The sequence below is a fragment of the Neobacillus sp. BF23-41 genome (genome assembly GCF_041106275.1).
On sequence record NZ_JBGBPR010000021.1, the window covers coordinates 1 to 19,431 of the forward strand.

Below are 19,431 nucleotides of genomic sequence, written 5' to 3' on the forward strand. Positions count from 1 at the left end.
ATAGTGCAAGCACGGTTCTGTGAGGGGGGTGGAGTACAATTTACCGCAAGGTAGAAAGGCTCCCTTCTACTCGACTAATTAAATAGCAGCCAACATAGACTCTAGGACATTCATTTTAGAACCACTGAATTAAGCCCCTCTCGAGTGAGAAAGGCTTTTGTTTTTTTACAAACAATTTACAAAGATTTTATAGGGTTTTATTCATTTTTGACTAATTCTAAACGTAAGAAAAATAAAAGGAAGGAAGTGGAGAGAATGAAACGTCAAAGGACTTTTTTTATTATTAAAGATCTGATTTTTGAAATCCAAAAACCAGAAATTACACTAAAGCAAATCAGAGTAGCACAGGTTAAAATTGAAAATGAGGAATATAAAGAACTGAGAAAAAAATTCGATGAAGATGTTTTTCATATAGAAAAAAAACCGGAAGGATGGTTTATAACACAGAAAGAGTAATCCCCACTCTATTTTGAGAAGGGTTTGTTTGTGGAGAGAACCCTTCAATCTTTTTATCCGATTCGTAAAGTTCCCAGGCTTTTGTTAACAGCAAAATAAATCCCTTTTTAAATTGGTTATATTAGAGGAATTATTGCCTTGTTTATAGAAATGAAAACGTTGGGATAATGAACTATCGGGTCTGTTTGGTTAAAGAAGAATTGAAACATAATTCGATTGAAAAACGTATATTAAAGTGAATTTTATCAATACAGTATTACCGTTATAGGCCTTAAAGTTTAGTAAATAAAGGACTCATTTTCGAACTTAGGATAATAATAGGATTAAATACAGACACGTAAAATGTTTAAAAGATGTATTAGAAGATGATGTTTTGAATTTTATAAAAGGAGAAGTTTATAAAATTGTAGGGTTTGATTATAATTCACTTGTGTATTATATTGAAGTAGAATTTTATGAAGATAATCCGTTACCAGATGAATTTGTCGTTTTCCCATTAAATAAAAATTTTGAATTTTTGTATATAGAATGACAATATGAATTAAGTAGAATGATGAACACATGCAATTCTTCAAGTATGAAGAATTGCTTTTCTTTTTCAGTAACGATGAGTTTAGTTTAATAAGGATAATGCTAAAATAGAACGTGGTTATGTTGATATTTGGAGGTAATTACTTATGTCAGTGGAACGTGATGCAATGATTAATCTTTAAAAGTGATACTTTATTTGGAAGGATACCCACCTATGGAGATTCTAGTATTTTTGAAAGGTTTAGTTATTGGTTTTTCTATTGCTGCTCCTGTAGGACCTATTGGTGTACTGGTTATTAAAAGAACGTTAAGTCAGGGGAGAATATATGGTATTGTGTCGGGAGTTGGGGCAGCAAGTGCGGATGCAGTTTATGGACTTATTGCAGGGCTTGGTTTAACCTTTATTACAAATTTTTTTATAGGTCATCAGTTTTGGCTTCATTTAGCAGGGGGAGCATTCCTCTGTTATTTAGGAATAAAAATAGCAATATCTAAAGCATCAGAAAACCCTGCACGAGCCCAAGGTCAGCATTTATTTGGGGATTATACCTCAGTTTTTCTCCTTACTCTGACAAACCCTATGACGATAATATCTTTTGTTGGCATTTTTTCAGGATTGGGACTCACTCAAGTTAATGTAGGATCAGTGGTCACTTTGGTTTTAGGTGTATTTTTTGGTTCAGGAATTTGGTGGCTTATACTCTGTTTTGTTGTGGGGCTTTTCAAGGAAGTTCTCAAAAAACAAACCTTAATATGGATTAACCGATTATCGGGTCTTATCATTTTTTTATTTGGAATATATTCCTTTTGGGGTTTATTGCACTAACGGGTGCAAGAGTTAAAGATGGGGACCGCTGCTGCGATCCTTTTTTTCTTGTTGTACTAATGGAGCAGGAGTTAAATAATATCTATTAATTAAATAGTTGGTTAACTTAATGGGACAGTACCATTTTAGTTTTTTTAGGGAAGGGAATATAAAAAATGACACAAATTACATTCTTAGCTTCATCCAAACCATTTGAAATACCAGATGAAATTGAAGAATACAATAATCGAACAGTATTTGAACGTGAGGAAGATGTTATCTTTTTCTCTGTTCAAGAGGTTGATGATTATTGGAAGAAAAAAATTGAGGGGTTGTTTTCTTTGCCCTACGTTTATGAAGTAAATGGTGTTGGAAATCGCTTATTTCTAACATACATTGAAAAGTATCTGGAATTAGGAGATGTGTTGGAAATTTACCAAGTACCAAATCAACACGCTTTCGAAGAATACAAACAAAGGTTGGAAGATCATCCTGAGCCGATTGAAGTAAATGTAGGGAGTTATACATACCGAAACATTTATGGTTTGAATCAATTATATTCTAAAAAGTGGTTAGAGGATCTTAACCACCGAAATTATATTACACATCGAGGTATTACAACATTTGTTAAGTGTTGAACGCAGGGGATAAATCGAATAAATAAATGGATTGAATCGTAAATAAAAATCTATATTTGTTATGACTAACGTGTGCAAGAATTGAAGATCGGATCTGTCGTTGAGGCAACTTTACTTATTGTACTAACGGATGCAGGATAGTCCAAGAAGGAAATATATATTAATCAAGAGAATATTATCCTTATGATAAAAATTTATTAAGGGAAAGGAGAACTGATGGAGATTAATAATCGGATTACTGCTATATTGAATGATAACTATGGAATTGAAGCAACTTCAATAGAACAACGTCCAGGCGGCTGGTCGGCTTTAGCATTTTTCGTGGAAGATAAATGTGAAAAGTATTTTTTAAAATTATATAACAAAAGAAAGCCGTCCAGTTTTCCGTGGATTGATGCAATTGATAGATATACTCCCTTAGTAAAGTGGTTGTATAACCATACTGATTTAAAAAACAATCTCGTCAATCCAATCTTTACGAAATTGAAAAGTAATCAATGCGAAGACGAACAGTACGTGTATTTGCTTTCAGAATATATTGAGGGAACTACAATTGCAGATAAACAGCTAAGTCAAAATCAGGTAAATGAACTGGCTAAGATTCTTGGAATACTTCATAAGAACACTTCAAACATCCCTAATGAATTAAAACAGCAACAAGTAAACGAAAGTTTTGACATAGATTTCTGCGAATACTTATCTTCTTTTATTAATAACGATTTGGATAATACAGATGATATCGTTTTAGAAATTGTGAAGCCTTATACAGGCACTTTATTAGAAATGATTAACAGGATGAGGTATTTATCAAATACTTTGAAAAGCAAACCATACCAGTTTGTTTTGTCCCACGCAGATGCTCATAATTGGAATGTTATGCAAGGGAAATACCTTATGCTTATTGACTGGGAATGTCTAAAACTTGCTCCACAAGAACAAGACTTGATTTTAATCATTACAGAGCCATATGCTGGACAATTCTTATATGAATACAGGAAATATATGAAGTATGAGTCTCCTGATTTTGATGCCTTTGAATTTTATTTCTTAAAGAGGAAACTTGAAGATATTTGGGAGTGGATTAAGAACTTACGTTTTGAAGGTCTTGTAAAATCAGAAGAAGTAACACTCGAATTTCTAAAGTTGAACCTTGATGCCTGTACAAGAACTGAGAGCTTTCGGTCGGAAATTCAAAAAGTATTTAATTAAAAGGTAAACATAGATATTCTTGTTGAACTAACGGGTGCTAGAGTTAAAGAGCCAGCTGCCAAAATGGCGGCTTTTTCTTATTGTGCTATCGGGGCAGGTTAGTAAAAGAAGGGATCGGTTAAACGTCCATCATTTAGTATGATTAATGAATTTAATCCTAGTTAATATTCTACTTCGATTTTCTATCGAATAACATTTTATTGGTAGATATTTTTTTGGAAGTAGAGGTGATATCTTTGATACAAAAATTACTGCTTTCAATGGAGCAAATGATTTACATAATTCAAAATGGGTTACAAAAAACGAATTCACCAAAGGATGTAACCATTATAGGTGCAGGGATATCTGGTTTAGTTGCTGCTTCACTCTTAAAAGAAGCTGGACATCGGGTTACCATTATTGAAGCAAATAACAGAATTGGCGGAAGAATTTACACAAAAAGGGAACCTTTTATTAATAATCAATATATAGATCTTGGGGCAATGCGTATACCTTCATTTCACCATTTAGTTTTTGAATATATAAAAAAATTCAATTTACAAGTCAATGAATTTATTAATAGCACCCCTAATGATCTGATTTACATCAATAATATATTAACAAATGAAAAAAATTATGGAACAAATCCAGACCAATTAAGGTTTAAAGTCTACCCAAGTGAAAAAGGAAAAACTGCAACAGAGTTACTATTATTAGCAGTTGGTCCAGTTATTGATTTTATAAACCAAGATCCCGAAAAAAATTGGGATATAGTTATTAATATGTATGATCATTTTTCAATGGCTAACTTTTTAAAATATAACCCTGTGGGTGTATCCTTATCAGCTGAAGCAATCGATATGATTGAAACGATGGTCGGATTAGAAGGGTTTTCTGAACTTGCATTTACTGCAATATTAAGAGAAGTTTTAGTACTCCTTACAAAGAACCTAAAACTTTATGAAATTTCAGGGGGTACTGATCATCTTATTAATGGATTTTTACCACAACTAAAAGACGATATTATTACTAATCAAAGAGTAAAAAAAATTATGCAACAAGAATCAAACGTAACAATCTATACAGAAAATCAAATACTTAATACTGAGCATCAACTTACAAGCGACTTTGTTATTTCAACAATTCCTTTTTCTTTATTGAATTTCGTAGATTTACTTCCCTTTGAGTCTATTTCATATGACAAGAGGAAAGTTATTAGAAAGATACATTATGCAAATTCAACTAAAATAGGACTTCAATTTAAAAATAGATTTTGGGAAAAATATGGGTTATATGGTGGGAAAATAACAACCGATTTACCAATCAAGTTTGCATATTTTCCTAGTCATGGTCAAGAGGCATCGGACAGTACAGGGATTATGTTAGCTAGCTACACATGGGAAGACGATTCTAGTATTTGGGATAATATGACACAACAAGAACGTATAAAAATTGCTTTAAATGATCTTTCGTATATATTTGGAAATCAAGTGTTTACGGAGTTTTTAATAGGATATTCACATAATTGGTCTAAATTTCCTTATTATGGAGGAGCATTTGTCATGTTTAAACCCGACCAAATAAAAGAATTAGGTAAATATATTAGTACACCAGAAGGGAGAATTCATTTCGCAGGATCACATTCATCTACTACACCAGGTTGGATTCAAGGTGCGATTGAAGCAGGAGTTAGAACAGCATATGAAGTTAGTAATAGGTAAGTTTTATTTAAATATCAAAAGATGAACTTCCACAAAAAGGTCATCTTTTATTGATAATTAGAGTATTTATTTAATCAGATTACTGAATATAAAGGATTTTCTTATTCAACTAGCGCATGTGTTAGTTCAATAACGATCGACTGCTTCGGCGGTCTTTTTTACTGCACTAAATGGGCAGTTTAGTTGAAGAAGAAAGTGGTAAAATGAGGATTAAAGGAGGTTGATTTTGTGGTAATACAATCAAATATGACTTCAAAGGCAATAACCGTTGTGTGGGAAAAAACGGTAGATGTTTTTCAAAAATTCAATGTTCCAATTACAGAAAAGACATTGCAAGTATTAGTTAACGACAACATTCTTCAATTATTATTAACTGAATTAAATAATGTAGTGGGTAGCTCAAATGCAACTTGCGTAGTAGGTGGCTGACAAATGCCTTCTAGAAAGGAGTAGGTTACTCCTTTAATTTATCTTTTTAAAGTACAAGGTTGCTTTTATTTTATTAAAATCCTTACATAAGGAGGAGTATTTATGGGCTATTGTGAAGACATAAGAGAAATGATTGAAAATTTTCCTTTGATAATGGTAAGACCAAGTGTAGCAATCTTAAATAAAAAAGGTGAAATATATTAAGTAGGTATTCAGGTGCAGACTGGGGAATTCCTGGTGGAATATTGCAGCTAAATGAGTCAGTTGAAGAATGTATTAAGAAAAATGTAAAAGAAGATTTAGGGGTAATGTTACATTCACTTCAATTATTTGGTGTTTACTCAGGCAAGGAATTAATAAATCGAGTCTAAGAAAGTGGCGATGAGTATCATACTGTTGCAATTGGTTATTTATGTACCGAGTACGAAGGAGAAATAACTCCTGATAGTAATCAAGCAATAGAAGCCCAGTTTTTTAAATTAAATCAATTACCTGAAGAAATCGATCCTTTTATTAAACACAAGTTAGTTGAATTAAAAGGGCAACTAAAAAATCTACATACCCCTTCTTAAGCTAACGGGTGCTTTAACTAAAGAAGGTACATTGCTACGTCAGTCTTTTTCTAATTGAGCTAACAGTCAGGTTTGTAAAAAAATTAAAGAGGGTTTGCCAATGACTAAAAATACTCATTTTCAATATGAATATACTATTGGCGAAACTTGGGCTTCAGGCTTCATTAAAATCGATAACAATAAGTTTGAGTTTGTATGTTCATATTTAATTTCTAATCCCTTAGAGGAATTACTTAATTCTGTTTATCAGTTAGTCCCGAATCTGGCAGCATTTCCTAGGAAGCAAATTGATTTTACAATGTTGGACGAACCATTTGAATATCGCTGGGAATTAAATTCAATCAATGAAGAAAACGTCAAAATTAACATTTTTTTCAAAGGATATGATTTGTCATCAGAATTGGTTTTTGAAGATATATGTGAACTAAACAGTTTAATAAAAGCAATTGTCCAATGTATAAATAGTAACCCTGAACTCAGATCTAATAAAAATATTGAAAGGTTATATAGTGGTCTTAAACTTCACCTGAAACATTGAACCTCTATACGTTCTTCTTCAACTAACGGGTGCTAGAGTTGAAGATTGGGGTTGCTGCGGCAGCCTTTTTTCTTGTTTTACTAACGAAGCAGTATAGTTGAAGAAGGAACTTAACAATAATCGAAAAACTAAAAATCTAAAGACAGACAGGAGTTAGATACGATGATAAAAGGGTTCGGAGGAATATTTTGGAGAACTAAGAATCTTGATGTAATAAAAAAATGGTATAGTGAAGTGTTGAAGATTGATGAAATAGAAAATTGGAATGGGACTGTGATTAAACCCCAATTAGGAAATGAGACTATCTTTTCTTTCTTTACCGAGAATGACAGTTATTTTCCAACTGAACAACAAGTGATGGTAAATTTCCAAGTACTTAATCTAAACGAGACTATTAAGCATCTTGAACATATTGGTGTACCTCTTGCAAAGAAAATAGAGATTAGTGAATTTGGAAAGTTTATTTGGATTGAAGATCCTGAAGGTCGACTGGTCGAGCTATGGGAGAAATAACGAGTTGTAATTCATTTGCTATTGAGCTAACGGGTGCTAGAGTTAAAAAAGGGGTGCTCTGCGGCATCTCCTTTTATTATTGAGCTAACGGATGTAAAATCAATTAGGCACTTTTTCTTTTACAGAATAATACGATAAATAATGTAATCTGTCATAAGGGGGGTGCAATAATGAACAGAAACCTTAAACTTAGTTATATTGTTCAACCAGTTGATAATTTATATTCAATAGCATTGAAGTTCAATACTTCTGTGGAAAGTATTGTTTTCTTAAATCATCTCGTAAGCCCGATCATATATATTGGCCAAACGCTATTGATTCCCGAACCAGTTTCAAAAAAGGGTATTGAAGCTAGGCAATTACAATACAAACCTGTTACAGCGTACACAGCAGATAGACCTATTTTGGTTAATGGTGTAGATATTAATACTGGGCTATATCCTGTATTAAATTTTCAACCTACAGGTGCTACCTACCCTTTTATTTATGTTCCAATTGCCGAGTTTAGCAGGGTTGGGGCCAAGGTTGTTTGGGATGAGACAAATCAGGTAATTAGGGTTACTTCTGATTATGATGAATTGAAAAATAGAGTCAATGTCCTAACCCAGGAGAATCAATATTTATTATCACTTACTGGAGATTTGTCTATGGAGGGGCTAGGGAATACAGCAGGTAATATATTGAACAGTGGCATTGTTGGTAAAGAAAACGAATGGCTTTATTATAATAAACGGCAAGGTACAGCGTTGTATGGAACATTATCTATAATTAAAACAGATTTGACAATGGATACACCGTTAATGGCCAAAGATGATCCAACCTATATTAATGTTTTAAACGGATGGGTCTATTATCGAAATGGCAGGGATAATGGGAAGATATACAAAATAAAAATTGATAGTACAGAAAGGACAAAATTAACGGATGATAGTTCTACCGATATTATGGTTGCAGGTAATTGGATTTATTATGCAAATCAGTCGGACGGTGCTAAATTATATAAATTAAACGTAGATGGAACAGGAAGGATAAAATTAAATGAAGATCAATCCTCCGCTATTAACCTAATTGGTAATTGGATTTATTACCAAAATGTATCAGATGGCCAAAAACCATACAAAGTAAAAATTGATGGATCGAAAAAAACAAAACTAAATGATACAAGTGCCTACAATATTCAAATAAATGGCTATTGGATTTATTTCAGAAATCCAGCAGATGAAAATAGAATTTATAAGATGACTTTGGATGGATCAAATAAAATCAAATTAAGCGATGTTCCTACTTCAACCTTCAACGTTTCCAATGGTTGGATATACTATACCACTGTAGATGTACCTGGCGGTGATCTCTACAAAATGAAGCTTGATGGAACAGGTAAAACTTTTTTAAATGAACATTTTGTTACGAACACAAACATTTTCGACGATTGGATTTATTACACAAGAACAGAGAAAATGGTATATCGAATAAAAACAGATGGGACACAAAAGCAAACTCTGTATTAGTGCTTTCACCTCCCAAAAATCCTTAATTGACAAATTATCGTAAGATGTTGTTTAACTAACGGTTGCAAGAGTTGAAGATTCAGCTGCCATTTTGGTGGCTTTTTCTTATTCGACTAACGGGCAGGTTAGTTGAAAAAGGTTGTGAATAGGTAAGGTTATTTTCCGAAAATTGGATAGTAGCAAATTTAAAATATTGCTATAGATTTCATCAAATGGTATACTTATAGTACGAACTATTTGAATTTTCTCATTTGCAAACATATAAGACATACAGATTCGAGTCTTTAGACAGTCGCTTAAAGAGCTATCTTTAAGCCGTTCTAAAGGCTTTTTTGTTGTTCCCGCAAGTTTGAACGCTAGTAAAAATCATTAAATTATTGGAGGTGATTGAATGAAACTTGCCTTGCAAAGACTGCGAAGGAATGTGTTGTGGTGCCGTCCTAACTTAAATGAACGAAAGAATATTCTGTTTAAAAAGGAGACAGTAATACTATGATTATTGAAACAGATATATCTCTAGAAGGAAATTCAATTTCGCTTATTCCTCTCGAGGTGAAGCATAAGGAACAATTATTTGAAGCTTTAAAAAGCCCTGAAGTATGGAAATATTCCTGGCGAAAAGTTACCACAGTGGATGATATAGAGCAAATATTAATGATAGCTGTTAATAATAAAAAAGACGGGAAACATATACCTTTTATTGTTAAGGATAAACTGAAAGGTCAAGTATTAGGGACAACTCAAATTTGTGGTATTGATAAAGTAAATCGTAATGTGGAAATAGGTTGGACTTGGCTTTCACCAAAAGTTTGGAGAACAAAAGTAAACACAGAATGTAAATTCTTATTACTTAAGTATTGTTTTGAAGAATTAAAAGTAAATCGTGTCCAATTTTCAGTTAGTGGAGAAAACTTACGTTCTCAAAAAGCTGTTGAACGAATAGGAGCAACAAAAGAGGGAACTTTTCGTAAACATAGAGTAAAGGAAGACGGAACCATTCAAGACAATATATTTTACAGTATTATTGATGATGAATGGGAGTCAGTAAAAGAAAGATTGATTTATTTATTAGAGAAAGCATACTGTTAGTCTCACCTCTTCTTTTATTATCATTATTCTATTGGGAAGAGGTGTTACCTTTAATTGGTAGCACCTTATTTGAATCGACCTTGTTCAACTAACGGAGTGCTTTACCAAAAAGATGGGCAAAAAAAGGTGTTACCTTATCTGGCAGCACCCATTTTTATAATTAAAAGTCAGTTTTTATTTATGGAAGTAAATTTAGTTAAATTATAACATTAAACAAATAAGGGCTAGGCAATCTGAGAACTACACCTTGTACCAACTTGTTCTGATTGTAATAAATCATTAAAGGCTTGCTGATTAATCACATCATTAAAATCAGAAGGTAGGTCTAAGGAAATTCCTCTCCGATTAGCAACAGAAATAATTATACCTATTTCATAATACATATTTTTCGTAAGAATACCTTTTTCAATATTATTAATAATTTCATAGTAAAAACGAATTAATAACTCTTCAGGTAACTTTTCATAGAAATCCATTTTTTATTCACCTCAAACTCCAACGATTGTAAGCCTTTTCAATAATTATACCATTAATCGTATAATTATTGATGTTAAAGTTGTGTAAAAAATTAAAAACATTATGATTTGTTATAGTAAAATACGGAATGTTTGATAATCGACTTCACCCTAAAACCTAACAATCCACCTTCTTCAACTAACGAGGTGCAAGAGTTGAAGATTGAGGGTTGCTTTGGCAATCCTTTTTCTTGTTCAACTTAAATGAGCAGGGTTAGTGGAAGATGGCTTAGATAACGATCATTCTTCAGTTCTCCTATTTGCTATTAATGACACCATTAATATTAATTATTTAATCAGCATTCTTGTATTCGACTTTCTGGAACAGACTTCTTTTTACTTAGGAAGTAGAGGATGAAATATTATCCAATAGGAGTAGAGCCTTTTTTTCTGTTGTTCAGTAACAGGTACCTTTAACATAATAAGAAACAAGATTAAAAAGCCAAAAATATACAAGTTATCATACACAACTTGTATATTTTGGCTTTTTTTAATTAGTGGTTTATTTCTACCTTGACTGATTGAAACGGAAAAGAACAAGCAAGTTAAATGAAAATACTTTGTCAAAAATTCTTACATAAATAGGTAAAGCTGCCCGAAATAAAAATATAATTAAAAACAACGATATTCTTGAATGAAATTAATCATAAAATATCTTTCACATTTATAAAATCGAAAGAAGAGGTTTCTCTATTTATAATGTGTCCGCTATAAAAAATGAGTCGAAGGGTGTTGTGCAATGAGTCTCAAAGACATAAGTACCTCAGTGCCCAAAAAGGATCATACAGGAAAAGTATCGGGCCAGCTGCCCTATATTAGTGATGTGAAAGTGGAAAATATGGTTTATGGTGTTTTGGTCCGGTCTCAGATTGCATATGGAAAAATCATCTCCATCCAATTACCAAACCTTCCGGAAGGATATGAAGCGGTTGGAGCAGAGCATATCCCTGGTCCGAATTATGTCAAAATTATCAAAGAAGATCAGCCCATTTTTGCCAATGAGTGGGTCAATTATATTGGTGAGCCAATTCTGATGCTCGTAGGAGAAGACCTGAATATCTTGTACCGTTTGTTAAATGAAGTAGAGATTGAATTTGAAGAACATCCGCCTATCTATACATTGGACGAAGCGATCAAGCAAAAATCTGTAGCCGGGGTCAATATGGCTAGCTATGAATTGGGGGAAAGCTTAGAGATCATTTCAGCGATCGAGCAGGGAGCCCACAAAATAATCGAAGAAGAATATGATACGGGTTATCAGGAGCATGTCTACCTTGAGCCACAAGGAATGCTTGCCATTTATAAGGATGATGAAATTGAAGTCCAGGGATCGATGCAATGTCTGTATTATATAAAAAATGCCTTGCTAAGCGCATTAGCCTGTGGTGACGATGATGTCAGAGTGGTTCAAAGCCCTACCGGCGGAGGTTTTGGCGGCAAAGAAGACTTTCCTTCGATGATGGCGTGTCACGTAGCCGTTGCGGCAAAGGCAGTCAAAAAATCGGTGATGCTTGTGTTCGACCGTTCGGAGGATATGGTGGTTACGACAAAAAGGCATCCGGCCAAACTCAACTATCGAACTGCCTTAGATAAGGAAGGAAATATTTTGAGCCTGTGTGTTGACATCTATCTCGATGGCGGAGCGAATGTGGGTTTGAGTTCTGTCGTGCTGCAGCGCGCCTTAATAAACAGTGCAGGCGTTTATAAAATTCCTCATTTTCATGCAAAAGGCTATGTCTTAAAAACCAATACCGTTCCGAATGGCGCCTTCAGAGGCTTTGGTGCTCCACAAAGCTTTGCCGGAATCGAAAGCCATATCGGACATCTTAGTAAACTAGCAAACATCGACCCACTTGAATATAAACGAAAATACCTCGTTAAACAAGGAGACCCCACCATCACCAAAGGAATATTCCGCGATCCAATATTAGTAGAAGAAATGATTGAGGACCTGCTCAATTCGTCGGAATACAAAAAGAAGAAACAGGAGTTTCAGCATTTCAATCAACAAAGTCAGCGCTATAAAAAAGGCCTTGGAACTTCGCTGTTCCTCCACGGCTGTGGATTTACAGGCAGTGGCGAACGAGACCATATTAAAGCAACGGTGAAGCTGGTTAAATCAAAGGACGACCAGGTATCTCTAAAAATCTCCAATTCCGATATGGGACAAGGCATTTTGACGACGCTGTGTAAAATTGTCGCCAAAGAACTAAACCTACCTTATGAAGATGTTTTGTACCCTTATCCCGATACAAAAGAGGTTCCAGACTCTGGTCCGACCGTCGCTTCCAGGACGACAATGATTGTCGGGAAATTGCTGGAACGGGCCGCAAAAAACCTTAAGGATAAGTGGCAATCAGGGGTGGAACAGGAAGTATTGGAGCATTATGTTCACCGTGAAATGATACCGTGGAACGAGTTGACCTTCACGGGAGATGCTTACCCGGCTTATTCCTGGGGTGTGAATTTCGTTGAGTTGGAAGTGGATACGTTAACAGGAAATGTAAAGTTAGAAAAAGTATACGCCAATTATGAAGTGGGGAAGGTCATCGATGATCGGATTATGAAAGGCCAAATTGATGGTGGTTTGGCTCAAGGATTAGCGTACGGATATTTAGAAAAGATGACGTCAAAGCAAGGCAAGATCCAACAAAAAAGCATATCGGATTATGGACCGCCGACTTCATTGGACGTTGTTCCCATCGAAAGTAAAGTCTTTGATAACCCTTATGCTGACGGTCCATACGGGGCGAAGGGCGCAGGTGAATTGACGTTAATCGGCGGCGCTCCGGCCGTTCAAGCAGCGATTGAGGATGCTCTGCAAACTTCATTTCAGCAAATTCCAATCACACCAGAAGTCATTATTGAAAGTCTGTGGATGAAAGAAGGTGAAGAGGGTTGATTAAATTTACACTAAATGGAAGCCCCGTAGAAACAGACGCCCCTGCTACAGCAAGATTACTAGATTTATTAAGAGATGACTTTGAATTAATCGGTACAAAGGAAGGCTGTGGAGAAGGGGAATGCGGCGCCTGCAGTGTTTTTGTGAATAACCTCCTACAAAACAGCTGCCTTATTCCCATTGGCTCGATTGCTGGTGCCGATATTCAAACGATAGAAGGGATACTTGAAACGGAACAATTTAAGATTTTAGATGAGAGCTATAGCTTAGCAGGGGGAGTACAATGCGGCTATTGCATTCCGGGGATGATTATGGCAAGTGCAGCATTGTTATCGAAAAATCCGCATCCTTCAGATGCTGAAATCCGTGAAGGTATTTCTGGAAATCTGTGCCGATGTACAGGCTACAATATGATTGTTGATGCGATCAATCAGGCAGCTAAAAAAGGTGACGGATTATGGTAGAGAAATTAGCCGCGTATCGGTTCGATCGTTTAGACCAAACGTTGAGTCAATTGAATAGAGAAGAATGTGTAATCATGGCCGGGGGCACTGATGTCATGGTTCTTCACAAAAGTGGTAGGGGAGTACCTCTGAAACTCCCAAAACCCCTTGTTTTTATTGATCATCTTTCTGAACTAAAGCAGGTGTATCAAAATCACAAGGATCTCCACATCGGGGCTTGCTGTACCTATAGTGAATTACTTGAACATCCGTTAATCCCGATACCATTAAAGAACGCCATTAAAACCATTGCGGCCCCGGCAATAAGAAACAGAGGGACATTAGGTGGGAATATTTGCAACGCCTCTCCAGCAGGTGACACACTTCCTTTATTATATGTATACAATGCAAAGCTTCTGTTGCGCTCCGTAAATGGTGATCGTGTAGTAGCTATTAGCGATTTTATTCAAGGACCACGAAGGGTACAACGTTATCAAAATGAGATTTTAGTAGAAGTTATTTTGCCGTCCATATTAGAAGAAGGTGCACATGTCGTTTTTGAGAAAGTCGGCAACCGCAACGCAGATGCCATTGCCAAAGTAGGATTTGCAGGATATATCCGGATCAATGATGCTCGAATCGAAGATGTGCGCTTTGCCTTCGGGGCAGTCGGACCTACAATGGTTCGTTCCATTGATATTGAAAAGAAGCTGGTTGGAAAAACCATACCATTAGCGAATGCAGACATCGCTCAGGTTGTAGAAGCCTTTGATAAGATCATAAGACCAATCGACGATCAGCGCTCTACTGCAACTTACAGAAAAACAGTCGCATTAAATCTTTTACGATATTTTCTTAGCATAAAGCAATTTCAAACGGACTAATGTTAAAAAAAGGGGGGAGCTATTCATGTTACTGATGGAAAAAGTAGCCATACTGAACCGTCAAAACGAAACCTTTGCCTTAGCCATGATCATTGAATCCAAGGGCTCAACTCCCAGGCATGTTGGAAAAATGATTGTATACCGTGATGGTACGATTGAAGGCACGGTCGGGGGTGGCTTGGCTGAACACTATATCATCGAAGAGAGTGTAAAGGCGCTCCAAATGGGTAAGTCGAAAATCGTTGAATACAAATTAAATAGACATGCAAAAGATGGTATTCAAATGAGTTGTGGGGGAACGTTGCGGGTGTTTATTGAGGTCTATACAAGCAGGCCTGAACTCGTTTTGGCCGGAGCCGGTCATTTAGCTTATGCGTTATCCAAGCTTGCTGATTCCCTTGAATATCCTTATTACATTGTTGATGATCGCGTTGGTTATTGTACGAAGGAACGCTTTCCTAATGCGACCAACCTTTTTGTGAACGAGGATATTGGAAAGGCCTTACTCGCAGCCAACCTAAATGAAAAGTCATATGTGGTCATTGTTACAAAAGATGGTGATGATATGGTCTTAAAAACAGCACTGCAATTTCCGATTGCCTATGTTGGGATGGTTGCCAGCAAGCGCAAGGTCATAACCATTTTTGAAAAATTAAAAAGTGAAGGAGTCACGGAAGAACAGTTGGAGCAGGTCCACTCTCCAATCGGATTAGAAATGGGCGCGGAAACAACAGAAGAAATTGCCATCAGTATTATCGGGGAAATCATTAAAGTAAGCAAGGAAAACAAGCCTGTAAAAGTGAAACTGTTAAATAGATAAGTAAAAGAAGTAACAGCGGTCGATTCTAAAGGATCTTTAAACGTAAAAGCCTTATAGGTCAATGCTTTGTTTAAATCAAAGCGTTGGCCTTATTTGTTATTTTTATCCATTTGGTAAATGGTGGGTCTCTATACTTTTCTTAAGATATTAAACAATATGGATTGATTTGTTCAATAATCAACAAATTGCATGAATTTAACGATAGCATAAATATTCGAATTCGAACGATGAGGTCTTTTTTACACAAAGTATTAAAAAATGTCCCCATTTTGCAAAGGAATTATATTCAACTATGACTGGACATGATTGTTTGGAAATTATTGAAGGTGTCAGGCACTTATCTATTTGATTAAATTTTGTTATATTAAGATAAATGAAATGGTTTTCACAAAGAAGTCTAAGAAAGGGGGAAAAAGATGAAGGGATTTGGTCAAAGGTTATATAGATTATGTGAATTAATTTGGCAGCTGGTCATTTTAAATATAATTGTCACGGTATCTTATATTAAAAATAAATATGATATGGAAGCAACGGTGCAGGAATTATGAAGTTTAAACGTTTCTTAAGGTTTCGCCATTTGAAAAATCAATTGTTATTCCAGAATGCTCTAAGTATCAGTCTAATAATTGGGTTGACTGCGATTATTACCTATACGATTGCTATAAAAATCCAGATTAAAGAGGCAATTAGATACAATACTGTTATGGTCATGCAAATTAGTAAAAGTATAGATAATATGGTGGAATCCTTTAACCGTGTGATGGATGGAGTAACTTTCAACAATGAGATTCAAGGGATATTGCCAGCTGCCTATGAAAATAGTAAAGAGAAGAATCTTTTAAATAAAAACTTATTATCTAAAATAACGGATGAAACTATCATGTTCAATGAAGTCGACCTCATTTATCTTTATGACACTGAAGGCATGAGAGTGAATTTAAGAAGAAGTGTAAATAAAAATAACTATGAATTTTTTAATACATTACGTCCGGAGATTTATGATCCAAATGGAAAAGTCACTTGGAGTGTTGAGAATTCCGTGATTACAGCTAATCGGATGATTTACGATATACACTCTTATAAAATGAAAGTCAGTGGTTATCTCACAATGTCTATGGATAAATCATATTTGAAGGAGCGGATTCAAAAATTTGATCCAACTGAAGATAGACATATCATTATACTGGATAAAGAAAATCATGTGGTTGTATCGAATTCAAATGATAAGGAATTAAGTGCCGTCACATCATGGCTGTCAAATTCAAATAAACCTTTAGCTAATTCTGATGAATTAATAGAAATCCCGGGTTCTGGGAAAATGATTGTGAACAATTATCAATCTGAATTAACAGGGTGGAAAATCATTTCTTTAATAAGTTTGAATGAGATTTCGGAAGGACCTGCAATTATTGGCAAGACTGTCTTTTTAATTGGAATAGTAGCCATCATCATTGGCATCATTATCATTTGGATTAGCACCAATTATATCGTCAGACCCTTAAATAAGTTAAGTTTAGTGATGGATGAGGTTGAAAAAGATAACTTCAATGTTCAGCTTCAAATCGACCGATCGGATGAGCTTGGAAGAGTTGGCGAAAGCTTTAATAGAATGATGAATAAAATTAACAACTTGATTTCGGATATTTATCAGAAGGATATAAATGAAAAAGACGCGCAGTTAAGAGCACTGCGTGCACAGATAAATCCACATTTTCTATATAATACCCTGGACACAATCAACTGGATGGCACAATTTGGGAAATCAGAAGAAGTTAGTAAAATGACAACCTCTTTAAGCAGACTTTTGAAAACGAGTATAACTAAAAATGGGGAGTTTATTAGACTAGAAGAAGAGATTAATTATATCGATGATTATATGACGATTCAAAAAATTAGGTTTCAAGACAAAATTCATTATTCCGTTCATATTGATCTGGGGGCTAAAAATTGTTTAGTGCCAAAACTGATCCTGCAGCCAATCGTTGAGAATGCAATGATTCATGGAATAGAAAAGAAAATAGGAAACGGATATTTATTTATCAATGGGAAAATTAAAAATAACAAATTACACATTGAAGTTTTAGATAATGGAGTAGGTATGGATGAAAATACGGTCGCCTCTCTTTCTGAAGGAAGATATGTAAATCTTGATGAAAAAAAAGGTACAGGAAATGGGATTTTAAATGTTCAAAACCGGATTCAATTATTATTTGGTGAAGATAATGGTATAAAGATTGAAAGTAATATTAACGTCGGAACCTCGTTTGAGCTGACTTTACCTTTACACAAGGAGGGCGACTAAATGTTAAAAGTACTTATTATAGACGATGAACCATTTATAAGTAAAGGATTATCTGAAAAAATCGATTGGCCGGGCCTGGGTTGCGAAATTTGCGGAATGGCCTCGAATGGTTACGAAGGAAAAAAACTTATTTGTGAACTTAATCCAGATATCGTAGTGTCGGATATTGTTATGCCTGGTCATACTGGATTAGAATTGGCTGAGTACGTTCATCAAAATCATAAGGAAATTATAATGATTCTATTATCAGGCTATGATGAGTTTACCTTTGCCAAAGAAGCTTTTAAATATGGTGTTTTTGATTATTTACTTAAACCAACAGTAGTAGACGAAGTAATGATAGTTATTAAAAATGCTGTGAAGACCATTGAACAAAAAAGAGATAAAGAGAAAAACTACGAATATTTGGAAAATGCTCTGCAGGAGAGTATTCCCATTATTGAACAATCATTATTATATGACATGACTGTTAAAGGTATAGTACCGACACAAAATATAAAACAAGGCATCGATCTGACGCCTGGAAAAGGTACTGTGATAACAATAGAAATATATAGTAATTCAGAAAATAATCTTTCCTTTGATACTATTACAAAATCAATCAAGGACTTTTTACTAACAAAAAAAATGGAAGTAAGATTTGTAATCCATAATCAACAACTACTAGTATTACCTTCTTTTTCACTATTGATGCCAGATAAAGTGGTAGAAACACGCTTAAGAGATATTGCTGATAATATTTTGGGTAATTTTCATAATGAGGATTGTATACATGTATCGATTGGTATTGGAGGCATGTATACTTCAATCAATACTTTACACTCTTCTTACTTGCAATCTATAAAAGCGTTAACACAGAGTTATTTTGTTGGGAAAGGTAAAATTCATATTTATGCTGACACAAGCATCCAACATTGCAACAATAATTTTTCAGCAAAATTATCGAGCTTTATTGAAAAGTTTGAAGAATGGGAACTTGAGAAGATTCAGTTTGAAATTGAGGCGCTTTTCAAGGAACTAAAATACACATTTGATAGACAGTTAGTATTAAATCTTTCCTTAGAGTTATTAATTAAACTTGGTTTGATCGTTGCAAAATGGGATAAAAATTTTACGATGACCGTTGGATATGAGCAACTTGAACGGTGTAAAACCTTTGATCAATTGCTTGAATTTATGAACCAGACCTGTGTGAAGGTAAAAAAACATCTCTACGAATCGATGAATAAAAATAACATAGGTGTAGTGGAGCAGGCAAAACGTATTATTGAACAACAATATGCGAATCCAGATTTAAATGCACAGTTTATCGCAGAACTACTTGATGTTAGTGTTAGTTATTTAAGCCGGTCCTTTAAAAAGGATACGGGTGAAAATCTTAGTAATTTCTTAACGGAAAAACGGATTCAGGTTGCACAAAAACTCTTAGCTACAACTGATTTAAAAACGAACGAAGTCTCAATAATGGTAGGATTTCTCGATGCGAGATACTTTGGTCAAGTTTTTAAAAAAATCATGAGAACTACACCTTCAGAATATAAAAAATGCAGATAGTCAATTTTTCAACAGTAAAAATT

The 19,431-nt window shown here is 34.7% G+C and carries 19 protein-coding genes; 18 read left to right on the forward strand and 1 reads right to left on the reverse strand.

Features of this window, described 5'->3' with window-relative positions:
• The first annotated feature begins 255 nt into the window (after positions 1-255).
• From AB7942_RS23210 to AB7942_RS23260, 11 genes are all read left to right on the forward strand, one after another.
• A complete protein-coding gene (locus AB7942_RS23210; RefSeq protein ID WP_088088010.1) occupies positions 256-456 on the forward strand; it encodes a hypothetical protein in 201 nt (66 codons plus the stop codon).
• 745 nt (positions 457-1,201) lie between these two features.
• Positions 1,202-1,813, forward strand: coding sequence for a LysE family translocator (locus AB7942_RS23215; protein ID WP_369448700.1), 612 nt, complete (start codon positions 1,202-1,204; stop codon positions 1,811-1,813).
• 155 nt (positions 1,814-1,968) lie between these two features.
• On the forward strand, positions 1,969-2,430 hold the full coding sequence (locus tag AB7942_RS23220) for a hypothetical protein (RefSeq protein WP_369448701.1): 462 nt from the start codon (positions 1,969-1,971) through the stop codon (positions 2,428-2,430).
• A 216-nt stretch (positions 2,431-2,646) separates the two neighbouring features.
• A complete protein-coding gene (locus tag AB7942_RS23225) occupies positions 2,647-3,639 on the forward strand; it encodes an aminoglycoside phosphotransferase family protein (RefSeq protein ID WP_369448702.1) in 993 nt (330 codons plus the stop codon).
• Between the two features lie 260 nt (positions 3,640-3,899).
• The gene (locus AB7942_RS23230) at positions 3,900-5,339 is read left to right on the forward strand and encodes a flavin monoamine oxidase family protein (protein ID WP_369448771.1); all 1,440 of its coding nucleotides are present in this window, start codon (positions 3,900-3,902) and stop codon (positions 5,337-5,339) included.
• A gap of 228 nt (positions 5,340-5,567) precedes the next feature.
• Positions 5,568-5,768: a hypothetical protein gene (locus tag AB7942_RS23235; RefSeq protein WP_369448703.1), complete on the forward strand. Its 201-nt coding sequence runs from the start codon at positions 5,568-5,570 to the stop codon at positions 5,766-5,768.
• A 245-nt stretch (positions 5,769-6,013) separates the two neighbouring features.
• Positions 6,014-6,139, forward strand: coding sequence for an NUDIX hydrolase (locus AB7942_RS23240; protein WP_369448704.1), 126 nt, complete (start codon positions 6,014-6,016; stop codon positions 6,137-6,139).
• A gap of 301 nt (positions 6,140-6,440) precedes the next feature.
• Positions 6,441-6,878 carry a hypothetical protein gene (locus AB7942_RS23245; RefSeq protein WP_369448705.1) on the forward strand — a complete coding sequence of 146 codons (438 nt, stop codon included), beginning with the start codon at positions 6,441-6,443 and terminating at the stop codon, positions 6,876-6,878.
• A gap of 162 nt (positions 6,879-7,040) precedes the next feature.
• Positions 7,041-7,391 carry a VOC family protein gene (locus AB7942_RS23250; RefSeq protein ID WP_369448706.1) on the forward strand — a complete coding sequence of 117 codons (351 nt, stop codon included), beginning with the start codon at positions 7,041-7,043 and terminating at the stop codon, positions 7,389-7,391.
• Between the two features lie 170 nt (positions 7,392-7,561).
• The gene (locus tag AB7942_RS23255) at positions 7,562-8,899 is read left to right on the forward strand and encodes a DUF5050 domain-containing protein (RefSeq protein ID WP_369448707.1); all 1,338 of its coding nucleotides are present in this window, start codon (positions 7,562-7,564) and stop codon (positions 8,897-8,899) included.
• Positions 8,900-9,391: 492 nt separating this feature from the next.
• Entirely contained in the window at positions 9,392-9,988 is a 597-nt protein-coding gene (locus tag AB7942_RS23260) for a GNAT family N-acetyltransferase (RefSeq protein ID WP_369448708.1), read from the forward strand.
• A gap of 224 nt (positions 9,989-10,212) precedes the next feature.
• Here the strand turns inward: AB7942_RS23260 and AB7942_RS23265 are convergent, their stop codons facing one another.
• Positions 10,213-10,464 carry a hypothetical protein gene (locus tag AB7942_RS23265; protein WP_369448709.1) on the reverse strand — a complete coding sequence of 84 codons (252 nt, stop codon included), beginning with the start codon at positions 10,462-10,464 and terminating at the stop codon, positions 10,213-10,215.
• A gap of 778 nt (positions 10,465-11,242) precedes the next feature.
• Here AB7942_RS23265 and AB7942_RS23270 point away from each other — a divergent pair.
• The 7 genes from AB7942_RS23270 to AB7942_RS23300 all read left to right on the forward strand — a co-directional run bounded on the left by AB7942_RS23270 (position 11,243) and on the right by AB7942_RS23300 (position 19,408).
• The gene (locus AB7942_RS23270; protein WP_369448710.1) at positions 11,243-13,405 is read left to right on the forward strand and encodes a xanthine dehydrogenase family protein molybdopterin-binding subunit; all 2,163 of its coding nucleotides are present in this window, start codon (positions 11,243-11,245) and stop codon (positions 13,403-13,405) included.
• Positions 13,402-13,869: a (2Fe-2S)-binding protein gene (locus tag AB7942_RS23275; RefSeq protein WP_369448711.1), complete on the forward strand. Its 468-nt coding sequence runs from the start codon at positions 13,402-13,404 to the stop codon at positions 13,867-13,869. Before AB7942_RS23270 ends, AB7942_RS23275 begins: the two co-directional genes overlap by 4 nt.
• A complete protein-coding gene (locus AB7942_RS23280; protein ID WP_369448712.1) occupies positions 13,863-14,732 on the forward strand; it encodes an FAD binding domain-containing protein in 870 nt (289 codons plus the stop codon). Before AB7942_RS23275 ends, AB7942_RS23280 begins: the two co-directional genes overlap by 7 nt.
• A gap of 25 nt (positions 14,733-14,757) precedes the next feature.
• Positions 14,758-15,552 (forward strand): XdhC family protein, encoded by a 795-nt coding sequence (locus AB7942_RS23285; RefSeq protein ID WP_369448713.1) that lies wholly within the window; start codon positions 14,758-14,760, stop codon positions 15,550-15,552.
• A 416-nt stretch (positions 15,553-15,968) separates the two neighbouring features.
• Complete coding sequence (locus AB7942_RS23290) at positions 15,969-16,100, forward strand: hypothetical protein (RefSeq protein ID WP_369448714.1); 132 nt, start codon at positions 15,969-15,971, stop codon at positions 16,098-16,100.
• Positions 16,097-17,854, forward strand: a complete 1,758-nt coding sequence (locus AB7942_RS23295; RefSeq protein WP_369448715.1) for a cache domain-containing sensor histidine kinase — start codon at positions 16,097-16,099, stop codon at positions 17,852-17,854. The genes AB7942_RS23290 and AB7942_RS23295 overlap by 4 nt, the downstream gene beginning before the upstream one ends.
• Positions 17,855-19,408 (forward strand): response regulator, encoded by a 1,554-nt coding sequence (locus AB7942_RS23300; RefSeq protein ID WP_369448716.1) that lies wholly within the window; start codon positions 17,855-17,857, stop codon positions 19,406-19,408.
• The last annotated feature ends 23 nt before the right edge of the window (positions 19,409-19,431 follow it).